The organism is Vibrio sp. 2017_1457_13, from assembly GCF_030851525.1.
Classification (GTDB): domain Bacteria; phylum Pseudomonadota; class Gammaproteobacteria; order Enterobacterales; family Vibrionaceae; genus Vibrio; species Vibrio metschnikovii.
Genome location: NZ_VHTA01000005.1, coordinates 90,750 through 113,626 on the forward strand (window position 1 = coordinate 90,750; position 22,877 = coordinate 113,626).

A 22,877-nucleotide genomic window follows, 5' to 3' on the forward strand; every position below is an offset into this window, starting at 1 on the left:
GTCGATTTACAGGAATTAATCGTTTCTACTGGGGCGAAGTCTTACCCAAATAGTGTCATTTCCGTTGATTGTCACGGTTTGATTATAGGTCTCAAATCCGTCCTTCGTCACAGAAATTTGATGACGTCCTGCGGGTAAAACAACTTCCACAGGCGTACTACCGTATTGTATACCGTTAATGGTGACAGAATCATGATACTGATCTGAGCGAATAGTCACATTGGCCCACTGTTTTTCATTCTTGCTATTGACAGCTTCGGTGGCGTTTTTTAAGCAATAGCGACTAGATAGGTTTAACAGTTTACAGGCGGCGACGGCTTCTGGACGAGCTTGTAGCTGAGCCTGAATATGAGTGAAATACTCGTTGTTACCTTCAAACCCACTGCGAATCACTTGGCTTTCTTGGACGTGAATGTTGAGTTCTACACCACGAAGATTTTGCTTAGCGATGACCGATTCAGTCAAATTATCAAGCAGTTGCTCTCTAAAGGTATTCACGGCACGCTGACGAGTCAACTGCTGACCTTGATTGGCACATTCGCCCAGAGTCATACTGGTGGAACACGTGGTGCGGAAGCTGGCCTCCAAGACGCGGCTTTGACGAAGCTCGGCTTCGAGACGTTTAACTCGAGCATCCATTTTGCTCTCTTGCAAGTTCGTAAACTCAGTTTTCAAACGCGCATGACGCTGCTTCATTTGCGATAAACGCATATCACTTTCAGTTATCGCTTGCTGATTGGTAAGTTGTTCCGATTGGTTTTGTTTTACATCGGCCCAAGCCTGCTGATAACGTTGTTGGAAGGTGACTAAATCAGTGTCTGGATCTTCAAGAAGGCGATTATACTGTTTGTCCAGAGCCGATTTTGCCCGGTTTTGCCGTGCATTAAGCTCATCACTTTCACGTTTTAAACGTGCCTGTTCGTTTTTAAGTTGTTGAAGTTGAGCTCCTTCTGCTTCAAATTCCGCAGCGATAGTGTCAATTTCACTTTGTTTAATGGTTATTTTTTCATCGATAGCGGCCACAGGATCAACCTGTGTAACTTCTTCCGCGAACACCGATGCCGATACCCACAGAGGGCTTAGCGCAAGCAGTAGCGCTGGGAGGTGATATTTGATCATTAGGTCCCTGCAACAATTAACATAGCCACATTATAGTGGAGAAAGACAAACTTTTGACAGCGTTATCAATACGCTGGCTCATCGCAAAAAATTCTCATCCTGAAGGCACAATTGTATACAAAATCTAGTGAGTAGGTCACTGATTTTGTATCTTTTATAAATGTACTTACTCCATTTTGAGCAGATTCTTGAAATATGCAAGCTCCGATTTCCGATCTGCTTTAACGTTTTTTAATTGGATACTCATTGACCGTAATTTATGTGCACTTGATCATTGTTCCGAAGCCTCGGATCAGGAGCTATTGCTCTCAGTGAGCGCTAATTTTGCTTGTTGTTGGCGGTATTGATAGTGAGATGAGACTTATTTCACTATCAAGCTTGGTTTCTGATAAAAATGTTATAACATGCAAAGAGGTCATCCCATGGTGCAGTGCTCATGAGTCAATATTTAGTGAATAACCCAGAAAGAGCCAAACTTTTGTCGCCTCGTCCGGCGGAATTAATTACTTTACCGGCTTATATGGATTGCCATGATCATAGTTACACACAAATTGTGATTGGCTTGAAAGGACAAGCGGATTTTGAGGTATCGGGCATCGGTAATATTGTTGGCCCTGGACAAGGATGTGTCGTAACTTCAAGTACAGGGCATGCTTTCGGCGCGACGGTAGGACAGTCGGACATTTTGGTGTTGAACTTGCCCTTACCACAAGGGGATGATCCTTTAACGTTACAGAGAATCAATGAACTAGCGCGTAGCGACATTTATTTTCAACTCGATAAGCAGATCCAAAAACTCATTCAGATGTTAGTGCTGGAGATGCATGCCAGTCCGGACGATTTATTACTGAGTCGAGCGTGCAGTGATACCGTGCTAGCCTTGTTATTGCGTCATATTTCGGCGTTTGAAGTCCATCGTAAAGAGGCTCGTTTTGATTTAGACGCGATCGATCGCTATATCGAGCAGCATTTAAGTCGTCGGATATCAGTTGCTCAATTAGCCGGCAGCGTTTATTTAGGTGAGAGTCAGTTTCACCAATTATTCAAAGAGCAATTGGGGATTACTCCACACCAATATGTCTTGAGTAAACGTGTGGATATGGCGAAACAACTCCTTGAGCAATCTCGTTTTACCTTGGGCCAAGTTGCTGAATTGGCAGGGTTTTCAAATCAAAGTGCTTTCACTCATACCTTTTCTCGTTTACAAGGTATTTCCCCTTCTCAATACAAAAAGCAGTGTAGTCGATAAATGGTTTACTGCGCTTTGCGGACTCTTTGTCCGCAAGCCTATTACCAGTGATCCTCAGCGCTGGTCTCGCTGAATTCTGTGTTGTCCATCTGATATTGTATGGTGATTGTTTTTCTTGGCATCGATGGCTGTGTTCTTGACGACATAGTGACGTTGTTTTTTTGAAAAATTATCAGTGGTTTTGCTTTTTCTTATGACCTTAATTGCTGTGATTTTGTTTTTGTTTTGTTAAAAAGACGAGATTTTCACAAAAACTCCGGAGTTTTTGACAAGTATTGTGCTTGCGCTCAAAATACACTGCTTGCCATTGACTGAAATCCGAGTCACATCCCTCGGATAGGAGATTGAGGAAAACGCATGTTTACAGCAATAGATGTGTTGAACCCCAAGTTTATTGAGCAACCGCTTAGTACGCTTTGGGCACAGATCTCGCCACTTTATATGGTGGACGAATCTCAATGGCTAATGCAATTACTGCCTTTGGCAACGCCTAGCGATGAAGAAAAAGTGTTGATTGCGACCAAAACGACACAATTGATCGCGGCGATTCGCCAAGACAAGAAATCGGTGCAGATGATCGATGCTCTGCTTTTAGAGTACAGCTTGGACACTCAAGAGGGTATTTTATTGATGTGTCTTGCAGAAGCTCTGATGCGTATCCCTGATGCACCAACAGCGGATGCGTTTATTAAAGACCGATTATCGGTCGCCGATTGGAAATCACACCTGAAAAATTCGGATTCTGTGTTTGTCAATGCTTCGACCTGGGGATTGATGCTGACTGGTAAAGTCATTGGCTTGGGTGACAACCAAGCGCAAAGTCCGGCTCAAGCGTTAAACCGTTTGGTCAATAAACTTTCTGAGCCAGTCATTCGTAAGGCGATGCATCAAGCGATGAAAATCATGGGTCATCAGTTTGTATTGGGTCGCACGATCAGCGAAGCGCAAAAAAATGGCCGGGTAATGCGTGATAAAGGTTACACCTATTCGTTTGATATGTTGGGTGAAGCGGCGTTAACCACCAGCGATGCCAATAAATATTTAAAAGATTATTTAATGGCGATTGAGGCGGTTGGCCGAGACCAATATGGTTTGGATACCAGCCCAGCCCCATCGGTATCCATTAAGCTATCAGCCTTACATCCTCGCTATGAAGTGGCTAATCAAGCCCGTGTCATGGATGAGCTGTACCAGACTTTGCTGCAATTATTAGAACGAGCAATGGAATTGGATGTGGCGATCACCATTGACGCCGAAGAAGCGGATCGCCTAGAGCTGTCGTTACAACTATTTGAAAAATTGTATTGCAGTGAACAAATTCAAGGCTGGGGCAAGTTTGGCTTAGTCGTGCAGGCGTACTCTAAGCGGGCGTTACCGACTTTAGTGTGGTTGACTGCGCTGGCTAAGCAGTACAGTTGTTGTATCCCCGTACGTCTCGTTAAGGGCGCTTATTGGGATAGCGAGATTAAATGGTCACAGCAGCGAGGCTATCAACGCTACCCCGTTTTTACCCGCAAAGAAGCGACCGATGTGTCCTATTTAGCCTGTGCTCGTTTTTTACTGAGTGATGGGGTTCGCGGACATCTTTTTCCTCAATTTGCGACTCATAACGCTCACACTGTATCGGCGATTGCGGTCATGGCAAACCATAAAGAATTTGAGTTTCAGCGTTTACACGGGATGGGTGACGGCTTATATCATCATGCCATGAAAGCGTACCAGCAATCGGTACGTATTTACGCCCCCGTTGGTAGCCATAAGGATCTGTTGCCTTATTTAGTCCGCCGTTTATTAGAAAATGGCGCGAATAGCTCCTTTGTCCATCGTTTAGTCGATGCGCGCTGTCCGGTTGAGAGCTTAACTCAGCATCCGGTTGATGCGTTATTGGCGTTTGAGACGTTACACAACACTAACATTCCTCTGCCGCCACAGATTTTCCCTGAACGCAAAAACTCAGATGGGATCAATATTGATATTCAAAGTGAAGCGCAACCATTCGAAGATCAAGTGCATGGTTATTTGAGTCAACAATGGCAAGCAGGACCGATACTCAATGGTCAGTCACAGATCGAAAGCATGATCAAGGAACGTACTTCTCCGGTTGCAGTCACGGCTCCCTATGATCGCCGTGTTGACGTTGGGCAAGTTTATCATGCAACCCATGATCATGTTTCCGAAGCCATTGCGATTGCTCAGGCTGGATTTTCAAAATGGCAGCAGACTCCTGATCAGCAACGTGCTGAAAAGCTTCTGAAATTAGCCGATTTGCTGGAATCGCATTTGGCTGAGCTTTGTGCGCTTTGTCATCAGGAAGCCGGAAAAACGATTCATGATGCAATAGATGAAGTTCGTGAAGCCGTGGATTTTTGTCGTTATTACGCAAATCAAGTTGAAGGGTTAGCTCCGTTCAGCATCAGCAGTTTTGATGGCATAACACGTCAAGTTTCACGTCAAGGACGAGGCGTATTTGTGTGTATTAGCCCGTGGAATTTCCCATTAGCGATTTTCCTTGGACAAATTACGGCAGCTTTAGTCGCTGGTAATACCGTGGTGGCTAAACCCGCCGAGCAGACCAGCTTGATCGCCGCGCGTGCCGTTGAACTGATGCTTGAAGCGGGCTTCCCTGACTATGCAATTCAATTTTTACCTGGTCGCGGCTCGGAGATAGGCCATGCGTTGACTTCACATCCTGCGATTGCTGGTGTGGTGTTTACGGGATCGACAGCTACCGCTCAGCGGATTAATCAAACATTGGCTGAGCGAGAGTCGACGCCTGTGCCCTTGATTGCTGAAACGGGAGGGCAAAATGCGATGATCGTCGATAGTACGGCTCTGCCCGAGCAAGTGGTGCGCGATGTGTTACGTTCTGCCTTTGCTTCGGCGGGTCAACGCTGCTCAGCACTGCGGGTATTGTTTGTGCAGCAAGATATCGCTGATCGTGTGATTAGTTTGATCCAAGGTGCGATGCAGGAGCTGTCGGTCGGAATGCCTTATTTGCACAGTACCGATGTCGGCCCAGTGATTGATACGAAGGCAAAGCAAGGTTTAGAGAAACACATCGCTCACATGAGCCAGACTCAGAAAAAAATTGCGCAATTAACGTTAGCTGATGATTGTCAATATGGCGATTTCGTAGCACCGACGGCGTTTGAAATCTCAGGAATTGATTGTTTAAGTGAGGAGCAGTTTGGACCTATTTTGCATATTGTTCGCTACCAAGCCAACGAGTTGGCTCAGGTGGTGCAGCAGATCAATGCTACCGGTTACGGCTTGACAATGGGTATCCATAGCCGCAATGAAACCACTTACCGTTGGATAGAGAAGCATGCGCGAGTCGGTAACTGCTATATCAATCGCGATCAGGTTGGTGCAGTGGTTGGAGTGCAGCCATTTGGTGGGCAAGGGCTATCTGGCACCGGCCCGAAAGCGGGTGGGCCGCATTATTTATATCGTTTTACCCAAGTGCAATACGGTTAATCTAACCAGCGAAGGAGTAGTTTATGGTACATCAAGTCACCCGTTTTACTGACGCCTGCTCGGCTTGGGAAAACTGGAACTTAACCGATTTTGATTTTAAATGTGAGTGCTTACTGTCATTGAAATCATCTTTAAAAGAAAGTATGCCGGGATTAGCTGATGTGGTGTCTTTTCACCTTGAGCAGGCCAGCGCATTATTGGCGCGTTCACACTCATTGATTGGTCCTACGGGCGAAACCAATGAACTGTATACCGCGGGGCGAGGGGTTGCTCTACTTATCCAAAATGACGCGAGTGTAACGGCCAAGCAAGCATTGGTGGCCCAGTTATGCTGTGCGTTGGTGGCGGGCAATAGTGTGATTATCTGCAGTGATGATCGCGAGCTGGTTTCCGCTTTAACGGCGGCTAACCAGCAGTCATCTTTACCGGTTAATTTACTGCAGTTTAGTGCCTTGGATGCGTATCAGGCATTAATCGAATCAGACATCCGCAGTGTTGGTTATGTGGGTAATGTATCGCTTGAGCACAGTCTTAATCGACAACTTGCCCAGCGTTCCGGCGCAATTATTAATCTTGTTTCAGAAACCGATCTCACCACCCTTCCCGTGGCACACGATCCGCACTTATCGCTACGTTTTATTACCGAACGTACGCGCACTATAAATATAACAGCAGTGGGTGGTAACGCGACGCTCTTAGAGCTAGGCAACGAAACCCATTAATCCTGACCCTCCTGCTCATTAAATTAATGAGCAGGAGGGAAAGCGATCTTAGTAAATAGAGGAAATATCAATGGACAATAGCTTTGCTATTACGACCACCTTCATTATCTATCTGATTTTGATGTTGGCGATCGGTGTGTTTGCTTACCAGCGAACCAAAAACTCATCAGACTACTTCCTAGGGGGCCGTTCCCTTGGGCCATGGCCTGCTGCGTTGTCAGCGGGAGCATCGGATATGAGTGGTTGGTTACTGTTAGGTTTACCCGGCTACGCTTATGCGGCAGGGATTGAAGCCTTTTGGCTTGCGGGTGGCTTACTCATCGGTACATGGGCTAACTGGTTAATTACCGCAAAGCGGTTGCGTACTTACAGTATTACCACCGATGCTCTGACTTTACCTGAGTTTTTATCGCGGCGCTTTAATGATAAATCGAAACTGATTCAAACCATCTCAGCCTTTTTCATTTTGTTATTTTTTCTTTTCTATACCAGTTCAGGTTTAGTCGCGGGTGGTAAATTATTTGAAACCGTCTTTGGGATTGACTACACCACCGCGGTGATCATTGGCACGATTTGTGTGGTGTCCTATACCTTATTTGGTGGTTTTCTAGCTGTATCTTGGACCGATTTGGTGCAAGGTTTATTGATGGCTGCCGCGTTGCTGATTGTCCCGATCACCGCAATGAATGGTGGTTTTAGTCAATTAAGTTCAGATTTGAGCGCGATTAACCCGCAATTATTAACTCTATGGGATGATATTCAAGGCAAGCCTCTTTCTAGTATTGCCATTCTTTCTCTCGTCGCTTGGGGCTTTGGCTATTTTGGACAACCGCATATTTTGGCGCGTTTTAAGGCAGCGCGTTCGAATAAAGATCTAACTACTGCCCGTTGGATTGCGGTGCTGTGGACGGCGTTGTCAATGTTTGGAGCCATGTTAGTGGGTTTAGTTGGCCTAGTTTACGTTACGCAAAATGGCTCGATTCAGCTTGATGATGGTGAGCGGATATTTATGCTGCTGGTTAACGCTGTGTTTCATCCAGTCATCGCTGGTATTCTCCTAGCGGCGATTTTAGCGGCCATCATGAGTACCGCAGATTCACAGCTGTTGGTCTCTTCGTCTGCCCTAGCGGAAGATTTTTATAAGCAAGTTTTCAAACAAGAGGCGACTTCAGAAGAGATCGTTAAAGTAGGACGTTTTTCCGTTGTGCTGATATCAATCGTCGCGTTAGTGTTGGCCATGACACCGGATAGCTCAGTGCTTGGCTTAGTCTCTTATGCCTGGGCGGGTTTTGGTGCTGCTTTTGGTCCTGCATTAGTGCTCAGTCTGTACTGGTCGCGTATGAATCGTAATGGCGCTTTAGCGGGGATCATCGTTGGTGGTGTGACAATTGTGGTTTGGAAACAGCTGACTGGCGGTTGGTTTGATGTGTATGAAATCGTTCCTGGGATACTCTTTTCAACCCTAGCGATTGTGGCTGTTAGTTTGCTAACTGGTCAACCAGAAGATGCGGTTAAAGCGCAGCACAAAACCTTTCAAAAGAATTTAGTTGAATTAGAGTAATGTGGTACAGGTAAATACTATCAAGCCTCATGTCGATCATGAGGCTTTTTTATTGTGTCTGCATGTCTCAAATCTGGCCGCTTGTGGCTTTGCAAACGAGGCGTGAAGTATTACCATAATAGGCGTCAAGTTAAAGGAGGCCTTTAGCTTGACCTTAACTCATTACATTAAAATTCTCAGGGCGGGGCGAAATTCCCCACCGGTGGTATGTCCATTAGGGCCAGCCCACGAGCGCTCGATTCGTCGAGGTCAGCAGATCTGGTGAGAAGCCAGAGCCGACGGTCATAGTCCGGATGAGAGAGAATGACAAATACGCCAATAGTGTCTAGCGAGGATTTACTCAGCTTGCCATTATGGTGCCTTTCGTTTTGCCTCATAAAACTGCCCTGATTCTGGTCATTATTAGGAGTAAACCATGAATCAGTTGTCACTACTTGCCGAATTTGGCGATGCAATCACTCGAGTAGAAAACGCGTTACACGCTTTACGTGAAGGGCGCGGTGTTTTATTGCTTGATGATGAAGATCGTGAAAATGAAGGCGATATTATCTATTCTGCAGAAAAGTTGACCGACCAACAAATGGCGTTGATGATCCGCGAATGCAGCGGGATTGTCTGTCTATGTTTAACCGATGAGCAGGCCAATAAACTCGAACTGCCACCGATGGTGCCCGTCAACGACAGCAAAAACCAAACCGCGTTTACGGTATCGATAGAAGCTCGTCATGGTGTGACCACTGGAGTGTCCGCTCAAGATCGTGTGACCACGATTAAAACCGCGATTAATCCGCAAGCGAAACCCGACGATTTAGCCCGCCCAGGTCATGTCTTTCCGCTACGTGCCCGTAAAGGCGGAGTTATGACACGACGTGGTCATACTGAAGGTACGGTAGATTTAATGCAAATGGCAGGATTATTGCCCGCTGGTGTGTTGTGTGAAGTAACCAATCCCGATGGTACGATGGCTAAAACGCCAGAGATTGTTGCCTTTGGCCTTTTACACAATATGCCCGTACTGACTATCGAAGACATCGTCCAATACCGTTTGATAGCGCAGCAAAAATTGGCGTGATTACATGCGACATCATGTCTGACTTATAAATGAGGTATGAAGAAAGTAAAGCGTTCATACCGAGGTGCTGTTGAACGGCTTCGAAATCACTAATCTCGAAAGATCAACAGCACCGCATTCTTCATGTTAGAATGAACGATATTGTCGAGCGTTTTTGCTCTACGCCATTTTATTTAGAGTCTGCTATGTCATTTACACAACTTGGGCTAAACGAAGCACTGATCAAATCAGTCGCTGAGCTTGGTTATCAAACTCCGACCACCATTCAAACGCAAGCGATCCCGGTTATTTTAAAAGGCCAAGATCTGATTGCTGCCGCGCAAACTGGGACCGGTAAAACAGCCGGCTTTGTGCTACCGATTTTAGATAGATTGATGCAAGGAGAAACTCAGCGCAAAAAACGAATTCGCGCGCTGATTTTAGTGCCGACTCGTGAGCTTGCCATCCAAGTTGCGGATAATGTCAAACAGTATGCTCAATACACGGAGTTAACCAGTTTAGCGATGTATGGCGGTGTTGATGAGCAGGCACAAAAACAGCAACTGATTGACGGTGTGGATGTGTTGGTTGCCACCCCCGGACGACTGCTTGATATGTACGCTCAACGAGCGGTACATTTTGATGAAATTGAAGTGGTTGTGCTGGATGAAGCGGATCGCATGCTCGATATGGGCTTTATTGAAGCGATTAACAAAATCATTCAACGTTTGCCAACGGAAGCGCAATTTTTACTCTTTTCCGCGACTTTATCGAATAAGGTTCGTGAGCTGGCTAAAACTGCGGTGGGTGAAGCTCATGAGATCAGCATTGCAGCGAACCAAGCGTCGAAGTCGAATATTACCCAGTGGCTTATTACGGTCGATAAAGATCAAAAGTCAGCATTGTTGAGTCACTTGATTCATGAGTATCAATGGGACCAAGCGCTGATCTTTATCGAGACCAAACACGGCGCTGCCAAATTGGCTGCGCAATTAGAAAAAAGAGGCATTGCCGCTGAAGCGTTTCATAGCGGTCGTAGCCAAGCAGTACGCGAGCAACTGTTAGCAGATTTTAAAGCTGGAAAGATCAAATATTTGATTGCGACCGGTGTTGCAGCGCGTGGTATTGATATCGATGAATTACCGCGAGTGGTCAATTATGATCTGCCGTTTCCCGCCGATGAATATGTCCATCGTATCGGACGGACAGGTCGAGCTGAGGCACAAGGCGAAGCGATCTCTTTGGTATCGAAAGACAACTTCAAAAACTTATGCATGATAGAGAGCCGTTTAGGGCATTTGATTGAACGGCGAGAAATCGCAGGATTTGAGCCTAAACATCCAGTGCCAATATCAATTCTTAATTACGTGCCGAAGCACAAACGCACTCAATAAAAAAATGCGGCTGGTGGATTATTTCTACCAGCCGCATTTTACTCATATCCGATCTCTGTTTTTTTAATGCCTTAGACGCAGGTCCATAGACTGATTAATCGAGAGCGATCCCATACTTAAGCAGTATTTCGTTAAAAGTACCATTGGCTTTGATTTGTGCTAACCCTCGATTAAAAGCTTCGATGTACTCGAGAGCATTGGGATTGGCTAGCCCAGAGGTAACATGAAGTGAGTTAGCGGATAAACCACTCGTGGTAAATCGATAGTTATTGGCATCCAAACCATTGTCACTCATTAAAGAGCGAGCGACTAATTCATCTTCTAAAGTGACGTCGATCCGGCCTGCTTCTAAACGGCGTAAATTAGAAATTAAATCATTGGCTTCTGAGCGATTAAATAGCGTTGAATTTAAAAAATCGTCGCCATATCCATAACCTCGAACCGTACCTACGCGTTTACCTGCGAGACTATCAAGACCGCTATATTCAAAGGCATTCGTAGGTAGGGTAATAAATTTTATTTGGTTGTAGAGATAATGATCGCTATAAGCCAGGACGCTGGTTCGCTGTTCGGTAAACCACGTTGCTGGTAGCAAATCAATATTGCCAGCTTGAACCTCTGCCAGTGCCCTTGCCCAAGGCATAATTTGAAACTCTAGTTGATAGCCTTGCGTTTCTAGTGCGGCGCTGACTAATTCAATAGAAAGTCCATGAGGAGCCTCTGAGGTAACAAACGGTGGCCATGGATCTTGCGCTGCTGTGAGAGTTTTCGCCCAGCTTGTCCAGCTCAGAAAAGTAAGTAATACGGTTAAACAAAGTGATGTGACTTTCATACGAAGACCTCATTATCCTAATAAAACACTGGTGTCGTTTGAGTAGGGAAAACGCCACTTTGTATCAAAGGTGATCACTTGAAGAGATTGAAGAAGTATTCTCTTCAAGTGATGAAGTGCGGATTGATAGTATTAACGGTAACCGGCAATGATTTCATCGAGTTTACCGCTCTCTTTGATGAGATTAATTCCGTTCTGCAGTTTTTCAACATATTGATCGTTAGTACTGTTATGGAACGCGAAATAGGTTTGCGATTCATGTAGTACGTAGACGATTTCGTACAGACTGGGATCGATATTTTGTTCACGCATAATAAATACACCGACATTATCGCCATAAGCCCACAGATCGATGCGATTAGCATCCAATTGCCTTGCGACCATTTCCGGTGATGCTGAAGGTCTTAACGCATTAGGATTGACCGCGAGATTACGCAGCAGTTGCTCACCGATATCTTCTCTCACCACACCCACGCGATAATTATTGAGATCGCTCGGTGTGGAAATTTTGATGCCTTTGGCTTTTGGTGCCCAGAGCACGACTCGACTTTCGACAATCGGCCCCGCCCATTTAAAGAGGTTGTCTCGAGCTTCAGTACGTGTCATGGAAAATAGAACTGTATTTGGCGTTTCTAACGCCGCAGCGTAACCTCTCGCCCATGGTTGAAGTTGTACGCTTTCGCGTTTGACAGGGTCATTGACGGCTTCTGAGGCTGATTCAAGCACATCAATAGCGATTCCCGTTAATCTCCCTTGTTCTTCATAATTAAAGGGCGGATAGATTTCAGTAATAAAATTTAGATCGTTTAAGCTTGATGCAAAACTGTAAGAAGATACGGCCAATAAACTGGCGGTGATAATTGACTTCATGGTGTTCCCTCTTGATGACGATTGAAGTGGTATCCCTAGAGGAGGTAATGAACGATTACCTCCTCTCACCGGAAATTAATGGGTTTTAAATTTAGCGACTTGTTGTTTGATTTCTTCTCCAATATTGATCACCTCTACTGACATACCTAAGTTGGTTTGAGCACCATCAGCCACGGCTTTGGATGTGTCAACGACGTCAAGTAATGAGCGGCTAATCGAGGCAATCGATACATTTTGACTTTTGGCAAGATCGGCCACGTGTTGATTTTTCTCTTTGATGGTTTTTGCCATCAGGTTCATTTTTTCGATAACGGAATGAGACTCACCAAAACGCTCAGAGGTTTTTTCCAGAGTCAGTGCGATGTCATGTAACTCTTTTTCAACCATTGAGGTGGCTTCATTGAGGGCATTGATATTGGTTTTAATTTGCTCAGTAGAATGGCTAGTTTTCACGGCTAGGTTACGGACCTCATCGGCGACCACCGCGAATCCTCGGCCTTGTTCACCAGCTCGAGCGGCTTCGATGGCAGCGTTGAGTGCGAGTAGGTTGGTTTGTTCTGAAATATCATTAATCACATTTAAAATGGTGTTAATTTTTTCACCTTCTTGAGAAAGCGTAGTCATTTTGCTGTTAAGCAGTAACATTTTCTCCTGCATTTTTTTCATTTCGTGCGAGGTGGTTTCAATCGTACTGTGCATCGAGTCGGTTAACGTGCTGGATGAACTGGCGTGCTGTGCGCTGTCTAACGCTGATTCATTAACTTGTTGAATTGAATGTTGAATATCAACGGCAGCGTGTGAGATAGAATCTAACGTGTGTTGTTGTTGATTGAGTTTTACGGCATTGTCGCTCGCAATCTCTTTACTGGCGAGCGAGGATTGATGCAGGTGTTCCGTTGACTGGATGATTTTTTGAACAATGGTTTCTAAAGACTCGGTAAATCGATTGATCCCTAAGGTAATATCTTTAAATTCGTTGAGTTTGGCAGGCTCAATCCGTTGTGTGAGATCGCCATCTCCAGAAGCAAGGTCCATGACCCTATCGGTAAGGTTAGCAAGAGGTTTTAATACCGTGATACGCAACAGTAAAAGAGTGATTAAAGAGAGCAAAACGTCCAGAATCAGTATCTCGATGATAACTTTTTGCATCAATTCAGATAATTGTTCGGCGATAGCAAAATCATTGTAATATAAAACAATCGAACCGACTTTTTTGATATTACCAAAATCATCAATAAAGAATTCCTGCTCTTTTTTCCCCGTATACGATTTGGGATCAATATTGGTGATCTCTGGGTATTCAGGATGATTGAGATAAAAGATTATTGATTTGTCATTATTGTCTTTTATCTGTACTGCACTAATCGCAGGCTCATTGAGCTCTGATAATACAATTGCCTTCGCTGAGTCAAAATCGAAGTCCCAAATCGGCTTAGGTAGACTGATCGATAAGCGATGAGTAGCATGTTCAATATTCGCACTTAGGCTTTGATAGAGCTGCTTTTGGAAAACATTATATTTTACTGCGCCCATTCCCAATAGAATCAGAGTAATAGCCAACACAATTTGGCTAAAAAAGATCACTTTGATACTTTTAAACATAGTTAATCCTCATCCACGCTATTACCTATTGAGTATAGTCGGCGTTCCATTTACTGCTAACGGAAGGGAAAAATTATGTTTATTTACTCGTCTAGGAAAGCGTTTTCTTGAGCATCGGTTTGATTTACCTCCATTTTTATGAAGGGATCGTCATGTCTAGATCGTCCCATTGTGTGCTGACAAAATCGATAAATTGCCGCACTAGAGGCGACTGATAGCTACGCGATAAATACACCGCCCACAATGCGCTGGTCGCTAAATGGTAGTCGGGTAATATCTGGATTAGAGCGCGATCTTTTAAGTAGCGATTGGCTAAATCACAAGGGAGCAGGGCAATGCCTTTACCGTGTAATGTTGCCCGGCAGATTAGGCTCATATCGTTGGCTCGAATCGTACCATTGACATTGACACTGTAGGTTTGGTTATGGCGAAGAAACTCCCATTTATGATGTGAAAGATGGACAAAACAGTTGTGCTCAGCTAGGTCACTCGGCTGTACAATCGGTTGATGTTGAGCAAGATAAGTCGGCGCAGCACAAGCAACCGTGTCGACTTGAAAAAGACGTCGAGCAATTAATTGTTCGTCAGGCTGATTAGTGAATCGCAGCGCAATATCTACCCGTTCATCAACCAGTTGAGCTAAGCGATCGGAAGCAAGAATATCAATCGTCACTTGCGGATGTAGGTCAGTAAACGCTTCTACGGCATCAAGCAGGAGATAACGTGCTAAACCAATCGGTACCGAAATACGAATTCGCCCAGACAATGACTGCGATTGCTCTAGTGCTCGCATTTCTAATTCTGCCGTTTGATTGAGGATTTTTTCACACTGTCTTAGCGCTTCTTCCCCAGATGCTGTTAGGCTCACTTTGCGTGTCGTCCGATGCAGCAAACGCTGTTTTAACCAATCTTCAATTTCTTGTACATGGCGTGAGACTTGTAAGCGACTTAAGTTAAGGTTTTCTGCCGCTTGAGTGAAACTGCCAATGTTGGCGACTTCTACAAAGCTGCGCATTGCGGTTAATTTATCCATGCTTCTCTCTTATTAGTATCTTATCTAGATACAATCTACATCCTTTCTTACCATTTATCACTCGCTCAGAGGCGACTACACTAGCATCTGTTGATAAATTAAACATTAAGGTGTTAAAAAATGAAAGTTGCTATTGTTGGAGCCTCGGGTTGGATCGGTAATCATTTAGTACAAGAAGCACTGTCTCGTGGGCACGATGTTGTCGCTATGGTGCGTGATCCCGCTAAAATGACCGATACGAATGTCGAAGTACGTCAGTTTGATGTACACAATCATACCAATTTTGCTCAGTTATTTGCAGATATAGATGTCGCCATGGTGTCCATTGGCGGTCGAGCAAGTGGGGAACATAGTATTGTGGCTAAGACGGCAGAGCAGTTATTGAGTGCATTGCCTCAAGCTGGAGTAAAACGTTTACTTTGGGTTGGGGGAGCCGGCTCGTTAGAAGTTTCACCGGGCGTTTCACTGGTCTCTTTACCGGACTTTCCAAGCGAATATAAACCAGAAGCATTAGCACAAGGTGAAGCCTTGGCGATTTTTAGAAGTAGCGATAGTCCACTGAATTGGACCTTTGTTAGCCCTGCGGCTGAGATTTTCCCCGGTGATAAGCAAGGCGCTTACCGCATTGGCGGTGATCAGTTACTCGCAGATCAAGATGGTCACAGTCGGATTTCGGTCAGTGATTATGCAGTGGCAATGCTTGATATGTTAGATACCGCGTCGTTTGCACAGCAACGAGTCGGAGTTGCCTACTAACGGATCGTTATCAACGCTGATATTTATGATCGTCACTAAGTGAGTGTATGCTTAGCGACGATCCGTCTTGTTTATTCACGCTCGTTATTGTTCGACGTTAATGCTATTCAAAATAAACTGGCTTTCATAAACCATTTTATAAGCATCTGAAGGTTGATGAAGCCCTTTGCTGATTGCCATGATGGTTGTTTCACTGGTGATCTGGGTGGTTGAATACAACCATTTTTGCTTATTTTCAGCCTGTGAAATTTGGTTTTTAGCAACAGAATCAACATTGATATCTTCATCCAAGAGGGTGAAGTAAGCATACCCGGCTTGACTCGCTAACTCCGCACTTTTACGCAAAATATACTTACGAGCAATGGCTCTGTCTGTGTAATCATTACCAATAAAACTGATTTGCCAAGTATCTTGAGCAAGGGCTTGTACATCGAATCCTTTACCAAAGGACCAAAAGTTTTTTTCTGTTTGATAAGGTGTTGCACAACCTGAAAGTAATAATAACCCTGCTATGATCATCACGATGTTTTTTTTCATTGATTTTTACTCTATAAACGTTATTGATAAAGGTGTAAGACCTTGGTTAAGTGAAGTTTACTTAAGATTGACATCGATGATTGTCTGGAAATGTCTGTTGATGTCTTTTTTTTTTGAAAAAGACTCCTTATCGCTCATATTAATGGTGGTGATTAATGAGTGATGGATTTAGAGAATATTTGTATAATCATGATACCTACGACAATAAAAGTGATACCAATTAATGCTGGGACATCTAAACTTTGTTTATAAATAAAAAACGACATGATAGAAACCAGGAGAATACCCATCCCTGCCCATATCGAATAAGCGATGCCAATATTCATGGTTTGTACGACTTGAGATAAACCATAAAAAGAGATGCAATACCCGATAACCACAAAGCAACTCGGCAGAAATCGAGTAAAACCATAAGAAGCTTTCATCATCGTTGTTGCCATGGTTTCTGCAAGGATAGAAACCATTAATATAATATATACTTTCTGCATAAAATTGATGCCTGTCGAAATTAATAAAAATAATGAATAGAATTTATTTTGTGGATAAATTTAAATTTAGTTTCCTCATTTTCCACAAGCGGCGTTTATACCACGGAACCGTCGTTGCGTGAACCATACGATGTAGTGCGCGAGAATAATCCATGACCAAGCCCGGAGTCCATGCCATCATTAGCGCTCGTCTTCTTATTTGTGCGGCGATCCATAACTCTGGAGTACACATTATTTTTAATAGAGATAAGAAATTCTGATTTGGCCGAGCTAGAATACCTTCTAAGGCCGCTTCTAAAGCATAAGCAACCGTACTAGAGCAATTCTGATGCGTTATATTATAAATCGGATATTGACGATAACTTTCCCAAAAATTTAGCAAAGCATCGCGATTATAATGTTCAAACATAATCTTTTGATCGGATTCACACCAGTCGGCAGCTTCAGTTTGATAGTCTGATAAAAACCGTCCAGGTACATTATTATCTGGCGTTGCTCTTAATAAGCGAAAAAAGTCAGCCGCTTTGCGATCGATATCTTCCTCTGGGTATAAGCTTACATAAAGCTCAGAGGGTAACTCTAATGAGGCGTGACCGGTCGAAATAGTACCATTTTTATCAACTGCAGCAATATAACGATTAATAATTGGACGTGGTAAAGGAGGCGTGCTTGCTGAACCGACAGGTGTCCAAATATGGATAGTTAAAGGCTGTTGGAGAGATTGAGTGGCTCGATGTGATACCTTCGATACGGTGTTCTGTTTGATAGAGTCGAGAGATAACTTAGGGTTGATAATCTGAAATATGGTTAATCCTTTTTCTATATAACGAGATCGAGTAGCAATCGATAAAGCACTTACGCCAGTCCCAATCATAATTAAACCGATAAAAAAAGATAGTGTCGATTGATGATGAGTTAAAATAAAAAATGAAAACAACATTTGGAATACTCCCCATGCAAGAGTAATTTTCCATCGATAGAATCGGACGATCCAAGCAGAAGCCATAGCAAAGGATCCGGTAATAAAATAAGCGAGAACAAAAATCGCTGAGATAATTTCGTTACTGTATCCATTATTCATTAATAAAATATAGGAGAAAAATAAAAAAACAATTCCCTTACATAATAGTAAGTGGTTTTTATTTTTTATGCTGCATAGAGCAATGCTTAAGGTCATTAAGCTTTCAAATAATAGAATAAGACCAAAGGTATTTTTAGGGAATAATAGCTGTTGATTCAATCCATCAAAAAAGATAAAGGCACCAGTCATCACCCACAGAATTCCGAAAATCCATAGGTAAAGTGAGTGTTTTTTAACAAAGTCGGAACCTAAAAATAGTAAAGCAATCTGTAACATGTTGAGCCTATTCTTATTCTTTAACTACAGCGATGAAATGAAGATAAAAATATCTTATGAATGGAGTCTACCTAAAACCTGAACCAATGACTGTCTGCATATGTCACCTTCTGTCTTGGTTATTTTGATTAATATGAGGATTGGGTCATTTTCCGTCTTTTTGATGGTTTTTTATTGGGGGTTTATTTTTAAGATATTGTATAATAAGGATTATTTATCCATACAATCCCATACATTAGTTACCGAGTATGAAGCAATAAAACGCTGTATAATTGCGCTCTATGTCTATTTACTCTGGTGAGTGATTTATCCCACCACTGACGAAGTGTGAGTAATCAATACTATGTTGACTAATATCCAAAGCGATCTACCCGAATGGGCAGCAAAAATTTATCCAGAGAGCAAAGGCTGGGATCGTATTCGTAAGAACTGGCGTTTTCGTTTGTGGGCGTTGCTGCATCCCCAAGCTGTGCGGCGGATGTTATCACTGGTTGAGCAGCCTATTCTCGCTAAGGTGCTGAATGACAATCCACAGCTATTAGAAAGACCACTTAAACCCTACCTCTGTGTTGATTTATCGCTAATGCAAAGAGTGGAGTTCCTTGAGCAGCATTTTTTATTTGTCGCTGAGCGTTTTGGTGAGCGTTGTACGGAGATCATGTCTGATCAAGGTGTGAGCTTATTATCTATCGAAGATAAAAATGGCGAAGCCTATGATATCCGTTTAAACCGAGGAGCCAGTCGTGAGGGATCGATTGGTTTAAGCTTAGTGAATCAAGCGGGGACTACGATTTATTCGATTAGCTTTCATTTTTCTGATCACGGTAAAACGGTGTATATTGGAGCTTTGCAAGGTCCAAGTGAAAAGATTGAAAATCGTCAGCAAATCATTAAAGATTTAACGCGTACAGTTCACGGCTTACGGACGAAAGCATTAATGGTTGAGTTAGCCTTATTAGTATCTCGTCAGTTGGGTGTTGAGCGCTGTTATGCGATTTCTAATCGCGGCCATATTTACCAAGCGCTGCGTTATATTGGTTCTAAGCGTAATAAAGTCAGTTTTGATTATGATGAGCTATGGACAGAATATGAGGCAGAGAAAATCAGTCGTTATAGGTATCGTGTTGCGATGATGCCAGCACGTAAAGAGATCGAGACCTTAAACCGTAATAAACGTCGTCTGTATACCAAACGTTATCAATGGTTAGATGAGTTAGAGTTAGCTATTGGTGAGCGACTTAAGCAATTGAGCTGTTAATTATTCAAATTGTACAACAATATCCTTTCATAATGTCACGTCTATAGTAGATAAAGGGCTGCTCAGCCCTTTATTTAATCTATCCCCTTCCTATTTGAAGCTGCAGCGGTATTGGCTACGTTCGTTCACCCAATCACATTGCCTATCTATGTGCATGGGGACTCACTCACTTGTCGCCTGCCTGCAACTCCAAGTTGTTTGGGTATATGGTTTAATGAAAGGTCTCAATATAGAGATTTTCCACCTTACTTCTTGCCCATTCTGTACGACGTAAAAACTTCAAGGAAGATTTGATTGACGGATCGCTTTTAAAACAGTTTAGGCTAATTCGTTGCGCTAATCCTTGCCAGCCATAATGTTCTACCAATTGAGTCAGAATTTTTTCTAAGGTTAGGCCGTGTAAAGGATTATGCGGCTGCGCATGCGGATCGTTTGTGTGCATAAAAATAGCATAAGTGATGATTGAGCTGCCAAGTATAGCGTGCTTAGTAATAAATGTGCAGTAGGGCAGATCTTTGCATCATCAAGATGCCAATTTGTTGGTTATTTGTTAGCTTATGGTTTCTTTTTGTGGTTGCTTTCTACTTATGGCGTTTAGCATAGATTATATCGAACCATCATTGCTGACCGGCCAAATCAACTCATGAGTCAAGGAATCGATGAGCAGAGTGAACATTAAATGGCTGAATGAGCTTTAATATGCGATCAACGAATACCTTATTAGTATTGATGGTTGGTATGAGTTCGACGCTGATTGGCATCGGCTTATCTCGCTTTGCATTTACCCCTTTAATACCGATGTTATCGAGCGAGGGGTGGTTTTCGGTCGTTGAGACCAGTTACCTCGGTAGCTTGAATTTACTGGGCTATTTGATTGGAGCCTTGAGTGCTCATCGTTTAGCGCAGCAGGTCGGAGATCGCTTATTATTGACCGTTGCTGCTTTGGTGGTCAGTGTTAGTTATTTTGTCTGTTTTTTGCCTATCCACTATCTGTGGGTTGCTGGTTGGCGTGTTCTTGCTGGTGTTGCTGGTGGACATTTAATGGTCATTGGCCCAGCATTCGCTTTGCTGCATAGCCATAAAAATTATCGCAATGCGGTTATGACTATGATCTTCATGGGCATAGGTTTAGGTGTAGTACTTTCTTCTGCGATTATCCCGCTCCTACTTCGTTTTAGTCTTTCGATAACCTGGTTAGCTATCGGTAGTCTCTCTTTGTGTATTAGTGCTGTGATGATATTCGGCTTACGGCAACTGCCTGCTATATCTCACCCATCTTTATCCTCGGAACCTTCATCGTCTTTTGCCACTGGCGCTGTTTGGTTAGTGATGGCGGCTTATGCGCTTGATGCCGCCGGTTTTATTCCGCACACCATTTTTTGGGTTGATTATTTGGTTCGTGAGCGGAACTTCACGCAACCACAAGCGTTATGGTTGTGGTTTGCGTTTGGCGGTGGCTGTCTTAGCGGGCCATTGATTGCCAAATGGTTGGTATCGCAATTATCTTGGCACAGAGCGCTCTGGGTTGCTTACGCACTCAAAGCGTTCGCCATTCTTTTGCCAGTGCTGACCGCGATGCCAGTGTTGCTGTTTTGTTCAGCTTTCATCGTCGGAGCATTGACACCAGGTATTGTCGCGTTAACCGCAGGCCGAATTGCTGAGTTAGTTGGCACGACACGACATCAATATTATTGGGGTAGGGCAACGGCTGGTTTTGCTTTATTACAAGCATTATCGGGTTGGGGCATGTCCTTTTATTATCAGAAAGTAGGTGAGTACGCCCCGCTATTTATCACGGCGGCACTATTGATGTTATTCGCTTTGCTCTGTATTTCGGCAAGTCCATTTTTTCGATCAAAATCGGTGAAACAGTCATGTTAACGCTTTATTTAAATGCCACTTCCCCTTATGCGCGGTTAGTGCGCATTTGTGCACTAGAAAAACAAATTCCGTTAAATTTAGCCATGGTCGATCCGTGGGGTTCACCGGATACACTTTTGCAGGTTAACCCAGCGGCAAAAGTTCCCGTGTTAATCACGGACGCAGGTGTTGCCTTGAGTGAAACCTTACTTATCCTGCAATACTTGGATATTCACTCTCCTTGTGCGCCGAGAATGGATGATGATGAGCAAGTGATGCAATGGTTAGGTCTAGGTCAAGCATTAATGGATAGCGCTTTTCAGACGGTGATCGCCAATAAATATGGTGAGCCCGATGGATGTGAATTGGCTTTGCGTCGTCAGCATGCCATACAGAGAATGTTGACTCAGCTTGAAAGTCAATGCTTACCGTTTGCTAACAAACCATTCACCACTGCCCATTGTTCGATTGCAGTAGGATTAGCTTATCTCGATTTTCGTTTGAGTAAGCTGAATTGGCAACGCTCTTATCCACAGTTAGCAAGCTGGTACGCACAAATCACACAGCGCCCCAGTTTTCAACAAACTCAATTTTCCTAGTGAGCCCACGGATTTCTGCTCGCTATCTTGAGTCATGCTCAGTACGATAACGGTTTGTTCAATATCAATGTGAAGTAGACATGACTCGTACCCGTATTCTTATTTCTGAATCAACCAATCCTTGGTTTAACTTAGCGGTTGAAGATACGATTTTCCGCTCGATGCCCGCCGATCAGCGTATCCTGTTTTTGTGGCGCAATGCCGATACTGTCGTTATTGGACGAGCGCAAAATCCATGGCGAGAGTGCCGAACTGAGCGCATGGAACACGATGGAGTGAAACTGGCGCGCCGACAGACGGGTGGTGGCGCGGTTTTTCATGATTTGGGCAATACTAATTTTACTTTTATGGCGGGCAAACCTGAGTACGATAAACAGGTGTCGACGCAGATTGTATTAGCGGGATTACAACAACTGGGTATTCACGGCGTGGCCAATGGACGTAATGATTTGGTGCTGCAAGATGAAGACGGGGTGCGCAAGTTCTCTGGCTCAGCTTATCGAGAAACGCTTGATCGCGGCTTTCATCACGGCACTTTACTCTTGAGTGCGGACATGAGCCGCTTAGCGGATTACCTTAACCCTGATCCCAAAAAACTGCAGGCGAAAGGGATTACTTCGGTTAAGTCTCGTGTGATTAACCTTAATAGCGTTAAAGCGGATATTGACCACCAGCAAGTATGCGATGCGATCATCCACGCTTATTTACAGCATTACCAACAAGATGCCCAAGTTGAGTACATTTCTCCTGAACAGTTTACTGATTTGCCTGATTTTGAAGATAAGTTTTCGAAACAAAGCAGTTGGGATTGGAACTTTGGCCAAACCCCACCTTTTACTCATCATTTGGATGAGCGTTTTACATGGGGAGGAGTAGAAATCTTTCTCGATGTTGAGCAAGGAGTGATTCAGCAAGCGACGATTTTCAGTGATATGCTCGATCCTTACCCGATGGAGCGATTAGCCGAAAAAATGACTCATATACCCTATGATCGCTGTGCTATTGCTTTGTGCATTGAGCAATTAGCACAGCAACACTCAGAGTATGCAAAGGAGCTGAAAGAGTTGTCAGCATGGATAATGACCGCTTGTTGAGTATTGACTGAGTGAGCC

20 protein-coding genes and 1 riboswitch are annotated in these 22,877 nt (G+C 43.8%); of the genes, 11 read left to right on the plus strand and 9 right to left on the minus strand.

Going from position 1 to position 22,877, the window contains the following annotated elements:
• Positions 1-15 precede the first annotated feature (15 nt).
• Positions 16-1,119 carry a PEGA domain-containing protein gene (locus FKN88_RS08075; protein WP_154170824.1) on the minus strand — a complete coding sequence of 368 codons (1,104 nt, stop codon included), beginning with the start codon at positions 1,117-1,119 and terminating at the stop codon, positions 16-18.
• A gap of 436 nt (positions 1,120-1,555) precedes the next feature.
• On the opposite strand from FKN88_RS08075, the gene FKN88_RS08080 reads away from it, so the two are divergent.
• The 6 genes from FKN88_RS08080 (at position 1,556) to FKN88_RS08105 (ending at position 10,573) form a co-directional block, all read left to right on the plus strand.
• Complete coding sequence (locus FKN88_RS08080) at positions 1,556-2,368, plus strand: AraC family transcriptional regulator (RefSeq protein ID WP_115152766.1); 813 nt, start codon at positions 1,556-1,558, stop codon at positions 2,366-2,368.
• Between the two features lie 357 nt (positions 2,369-2,725).
• Positions 2,726-5,845, plus strand: coding sequence for a bifunctional proline dehydrogenase/L-glutamate gamma-semialdehyde dehydrogenase PutA (putA, locus tag FKN88_RS08085; protein WP_306687449.1), 3,120 nt, complete (start codon positions 2,726-2,728; stop codon positions 5,843-5,845).
• Positions 5,846-5,868: 23 nt separating this feature from the next.
• The gene (locus FKN88_RS08090) at positions 5,869-6,567 is read left to right on the plus strand and encodes a 1-pyrroline-5-carboxylate dehydrogenase (protein ID WP_306687448.1); all 699 of its coding nucleotides are present in this window, start codon (positions 5,869-5,871) and stop codon (positions 6,565-6,567) included.
• Between the two features lie 70 nt (positions 6,568-6,637).
• A complete protein-coding gene (putP, locus tag FKN88_RS08095) occupies positions 6,638-8,128 on the plus strand; it encodes a sodium/proline symporter PutP (protein ID WP_187003328.1) in 1,491 nt (496 codons plus the stop codon).
• A gap of 168 nt (positions 8,129-8,296) precedes the next feature.
• Positions 8,297-8,437: riboswitch (FMN riboswitch) on the plus strand.
• A gap of 106 nt (positions 8,438-8,543) precedes the next feature.
• Positions 8,544-9,200: a 3,4-dihydroxy-2-butanone-4-phosphate synthase gene (gene ribB / locus FKN88_RS08100; RefSeq protein ID WP_154170827.1), complete on the plus strand. Its 657-nt coding sequence runs from the start codon at positions 8,544-8,546 to the stop codon at positions 9,198-9,200.
• A gap of 185 nt (positions 9,201-9,385) precedes the next feature.
• The gene (locus FKN88_RS08105; RefSeq protein ID WP_306687447.1) at positions 9,386-10,573 is read left to right on the plus strand and encodes a DEAD/DEAH box helicase; all 1,188 of its coding nucleotides are present in this window, start codon (positions 9,386-9,388) and stop codon (positions 10,571-10,573) included.
• A 94-nt stretch (positions 10,574-10,667) separates the two neighbouring features.
• On the opposite strand, the gene FKN88_RS08110 is transcribed toward FKN88_RS08105, so the two are convergent.
• The 4 genes from FKN88_RS08110 to FKN88_RS08125 form a co-directional block, all read right to left on the minus strand.
• Positions 10,668-11,405, minus strand: coding sequence for a transporter substrate-binding domain-containing protein (locus FKN88_RS08110; RefSeq protein WP_072670847.1), 738 nt, complete (start codon positions 11,403-11,405; stop codon positions 10,668-10,670).
• 132 nt (positions 11,406-11,537) lie between these two features.
• Complete coding sequence (locus FKN88_RS08115; RefSeq protein ID WP_161429653.1) at positions 11,538-12,275, minus strand: ABC transporter substrate-binding protein; 738 nt, start codon at positions 12,273-12,275, stop codon at positions 11,538-11,540.
• Positions 12,276-12,350: 75 nt separating this feature from the next.
• Positions 12,351-13,877 (minus strand): methyl-accepting chemotaxis protein, encoded by a 1,527-nt coding sequence (locus FKN88_RS08120; protein ID WP_306687446.1) that lies wholly within the window; start codon positions 13,875-13,877, stop codon positions 12,351-12,353.
• A 136-nt stretch (positions 13,878-14,013) separates the two neighbouring features.
• Positions 14,014-14,910 carry a LysR family transcriptional regulator gene (locus FKN88_RS08125; RefSeq protein WP_154170831.1) on the minus strand — a complete coding sequence of 299 codons (897 nt, stop codon included), beginning with the start codon at positions 14,908-14,910 and terminating at the stop codon, positions 14,014-14,016.
• A 120-nt stretch (positions 14,911-15,030) separates the two neighbouring features.
• On the opposite strand from FKN88_RS08125, the gene FKN88_RS08130 reads away from it, so the two are divergent.
• Positions 15,031-15,666 (plus strand): NAD(P)-dependent oxidoreductase, encoded by a 636-nt coding sequence (locus tag FKN88_RS08130; protein ID WP_306687445.1) that lies wholly within the window; start codon positions 15,031-15,033, stop codon positions 15,664-15,666.
• An 84-nt stretch (positions 15,667-15,750) separates the two neighbouring features.
• Here the strand turns inward: FKN88_RS08130 and FKN88_RS08135 are convergent, their stop codons facing one another.
• The 3 genes from FKN88_RS08135 to FKN88_RS08145 all read right to left on the minus strand — a co-directional run bounded on the left by FKN88_RS08135 (position 15,751) and on the right by FKN88_RS08145 (position 18,048).
• Positions 15,751-16,203, minus strand: a complete 453-nt coding sequence (locus FKN88_RS08135) for a hypothetical protein (protein ID WP_154170833.1) — start codon at positions 16,201-16,203, stop codon at positions 15,751-15,753.
• A gap of 152 nt (positions 16,204-16,355) precedes the next feature.
• Positions 16,356-16,691, minus strand: coding sequence for a multidrug efflux SMR transporter (locus FKN88_RS08140; protein ID WP_040905217.1), 336 nt, complete (start codon positions 16,689-16,691; stop codon positions 16,356-16,358).
• A 43-nt stretch (positions 16,692-16,734) separates the two neighbouring features.
• On the minus strand, positions 16,735-18,048 hold the full coding sequence (locus tag FKN88_RS08145; protein ID WP_306687444.1) for an HdeD family acid-resistance protein: 1,314 nt from the start codon (positions 18,046-18,048) through the stop codon (positions 16,735-16,737).
• Positions 18,049-18,391: 343 nt separating this feature from the next.
• On the opposite strand from FKN88_RS08145, the gene FKN88_RS08150 reads away from it, so the two are divergent.
• Positions 18,392-19,306 carry a VirK/YbjX family protein gene (locus FKN88_RS08150; RefSeq protein WP_170905326.1) on the plus strand — a complete coding sequence of 305 codons (915 nt, stop codon included), beginning with the start codon at positions 18,392-18,394 and terminating at the stop codon, positions 19,304-19,306.
• Positions 19,307-19,517: 211 nt separating this feature from the next.
• Here FKN88_RS08150 and FKN88_RS08155 read toward each other — a convergent pair whose 3' ends face one another.
• A complete protein-coding gene (locus tag FKN88_RS08155) occupies positions 19,518-19,748 on the minus strand; it encodes a VF530 family DNA-binding protein (RefSeq protein ID WP_083797782.1) in 231 nt (76 codons plus the stop codon).
• 257 nt (positions 19,749-20,005) lie between these two features.
• Here FKN88_RS08155 and FKN88_RS08160 point away from each other — a divergent pair, with 257 nt between their 5' ends.
• The 3 genes from FKN88_RS08160 (at position 20,006) to FKN88_RS08170 (ending at position 22,859) form a co-directional block, all read left to right on the plus strand.
• Positions 20,006-21,187 (plus strand): YbfB/YjiJ family MFS transporter, encoded by a 1,182-nt coding sequence (locus FKN88_RS08160; protein ID WP_306687443.1) that lies wholly within the window; start codon positions 20,006-20,008, stop codon positions 21,185-21,187.
• Positions 21,181-21,765, plus strand: coding sequence for a glutathione S-transferase family protein (locus tag FKN88_RS08165; RefSeq protein WP_306687442.1), 585 nt, complete (start codon positions 21,181-21,183; stop codon positions 21,763-21,765). Before FKN88_RS08160 ends, FKN88_RS08165 begins: the two co-directional genes overlap by 7 nt.
• An 80-nt stretch (positions 21,766-21,845) precedes the next feature.
• A complete protein-coding gene (locus tag FKN88_RS08170) occupies positions 21,846-22,859 on the plus strand; it encodes a lipoate--protein ligase (protein ID WP_306687441.1) in 1,014 nt (337 codons plus the stop codon).
• The last annotated feature ends 18 nt before the right edge of the window (positions 22,860-22,877 follow it).

Coding starts and splice junctions, on each gene's coding strand:
- FKN88_RS08075 (WP_154170824.1), bottom strand. CDS start 1,119: ATGATCAAATATCACCTCCCAGCGCTACTGCTTGCGCTAAGCCCTCTG.
- FKN88_RS08080 (WP_115152766.1), top strand. CDS start 1,556: ATGAGTCAATATTTAGTGAATAACCCAGAAAGAGCCAAACTTTTGTCG.
- putA (WP_306687449.1), top strand. CDS start 2,726: ATGTTTACAGCAATAGATGTGTTGAACCCCAAGTTTATTGAGCAACCG.
- FKN88_RS08090 (WP_306687448.1), top strand. CDS start 5,869: ATGGTACATCAAGTCACCCGTTTTACTGACGCCTGCTCGGCTTGGGAA.
- putP (WP_187003328.1), top strand. CDS start 6,638: ATGGACAATAGCTTTGCTATTACGACCACCTTCATTATCTATCTGATT.
- ribB (WP_154170827.1), top strand. CDS start 8,544: ATGAATCAGTTGTCACTACTTGCCGAATTTGGCGATGCAATCACTCGA.
- FKN88_RS08105 (WP_306687447.1), top strand. CDS start 9,386: ATGTCATTTACACAACTTGGGCTAAACGAAGCACTGATCAAATCAGTC.
- FKN88_RS08110 (WP_072670847.1), bottom strand. CDS start 11,405: ATGAAAGTCACATCACTTTGTTTAACCGTATTACTTACTTTTCTGAGC.
- FKN88_RS08115 (WP_161429653.1), bottom strand. CDS start 12,275: ATGAAGTCAATTATCACCGCCAGTTTATTGGCCGTATCTTCTTACAGT.
- FKN88_RS08120 (WP_306687446.1), bottom strand. CDS start 13,877: ATGTTTAAAAGTATCAAAGTGATCTTTTTTAGCCAAATTGTGTTGGCT.
- FKN88_RS08125 (WP_154170831.1), bottom strand. CDS start 14,910: ATGGATAAATTAACCGCAATGCGCAGCTTTGTAGAAGTCGCCAACATT.
- FKN88_RS08130 (WP_306687445.1), top strand. CDS start 15,031: ATGAAAGTTGCTATTGTTGGAGCCTCGGGTTGGATCGGTAATCATTTA.
- FKN88_RS08135 (WP_154170833.1), bottom strand. CDS start 16,203: ATGAAAAAAAACATCGTGATGATCATAGCAGGGTTATTATTACTTTCA.
- FKN88_RS08140 (WP_040905217.1), bottom strand. CDS start 16,691: ATGCAGAAAGTATATATTATATTAATGGTTTCTATCCTTGCAGAAACC.
- FKN88_RS08145 (WP_306687444.1), bottom strand. CDS start 18,048: ATGTTACAGATTGCTTTACTATTTTTAGGTTCCGACTTTGTTAAAAAA.
- FKN88_RS08150 (WP_170905326.1), top strand. CDS start 18,392: ATGTTGACTAATATCCAAAGCGATCTACCCGAATGGGCAGCAAAAATT.
- FKN88_RS08155 (WP_083797782.1), bottom strand. CDS start 19,748: ATGCACACAAACGATCCGCATGCGCAGCCGCATAATCCTTTACACGGC.
- FKN88_RS08160 (WP_306687443.1), top strand. CDS start 20,006: ATGCGATCAACGAATACCTTATTAGTATTGATGGTTGGTATGAGTTCG.
- FKN88_RS08165 (WP_306687442.1), top strand. CDS start 21,181: ATGTTAACGCTTTATTTAAATGCCACTTCCCCTTATGCGCGGTTAGTG.
- FKN88_RS08170 (WP_306687441.1), top strand. CDS start 21,846: ATGACTCGTACCCGTATTCTTATTTCTGAATCAACCAATCCTTGGTTT.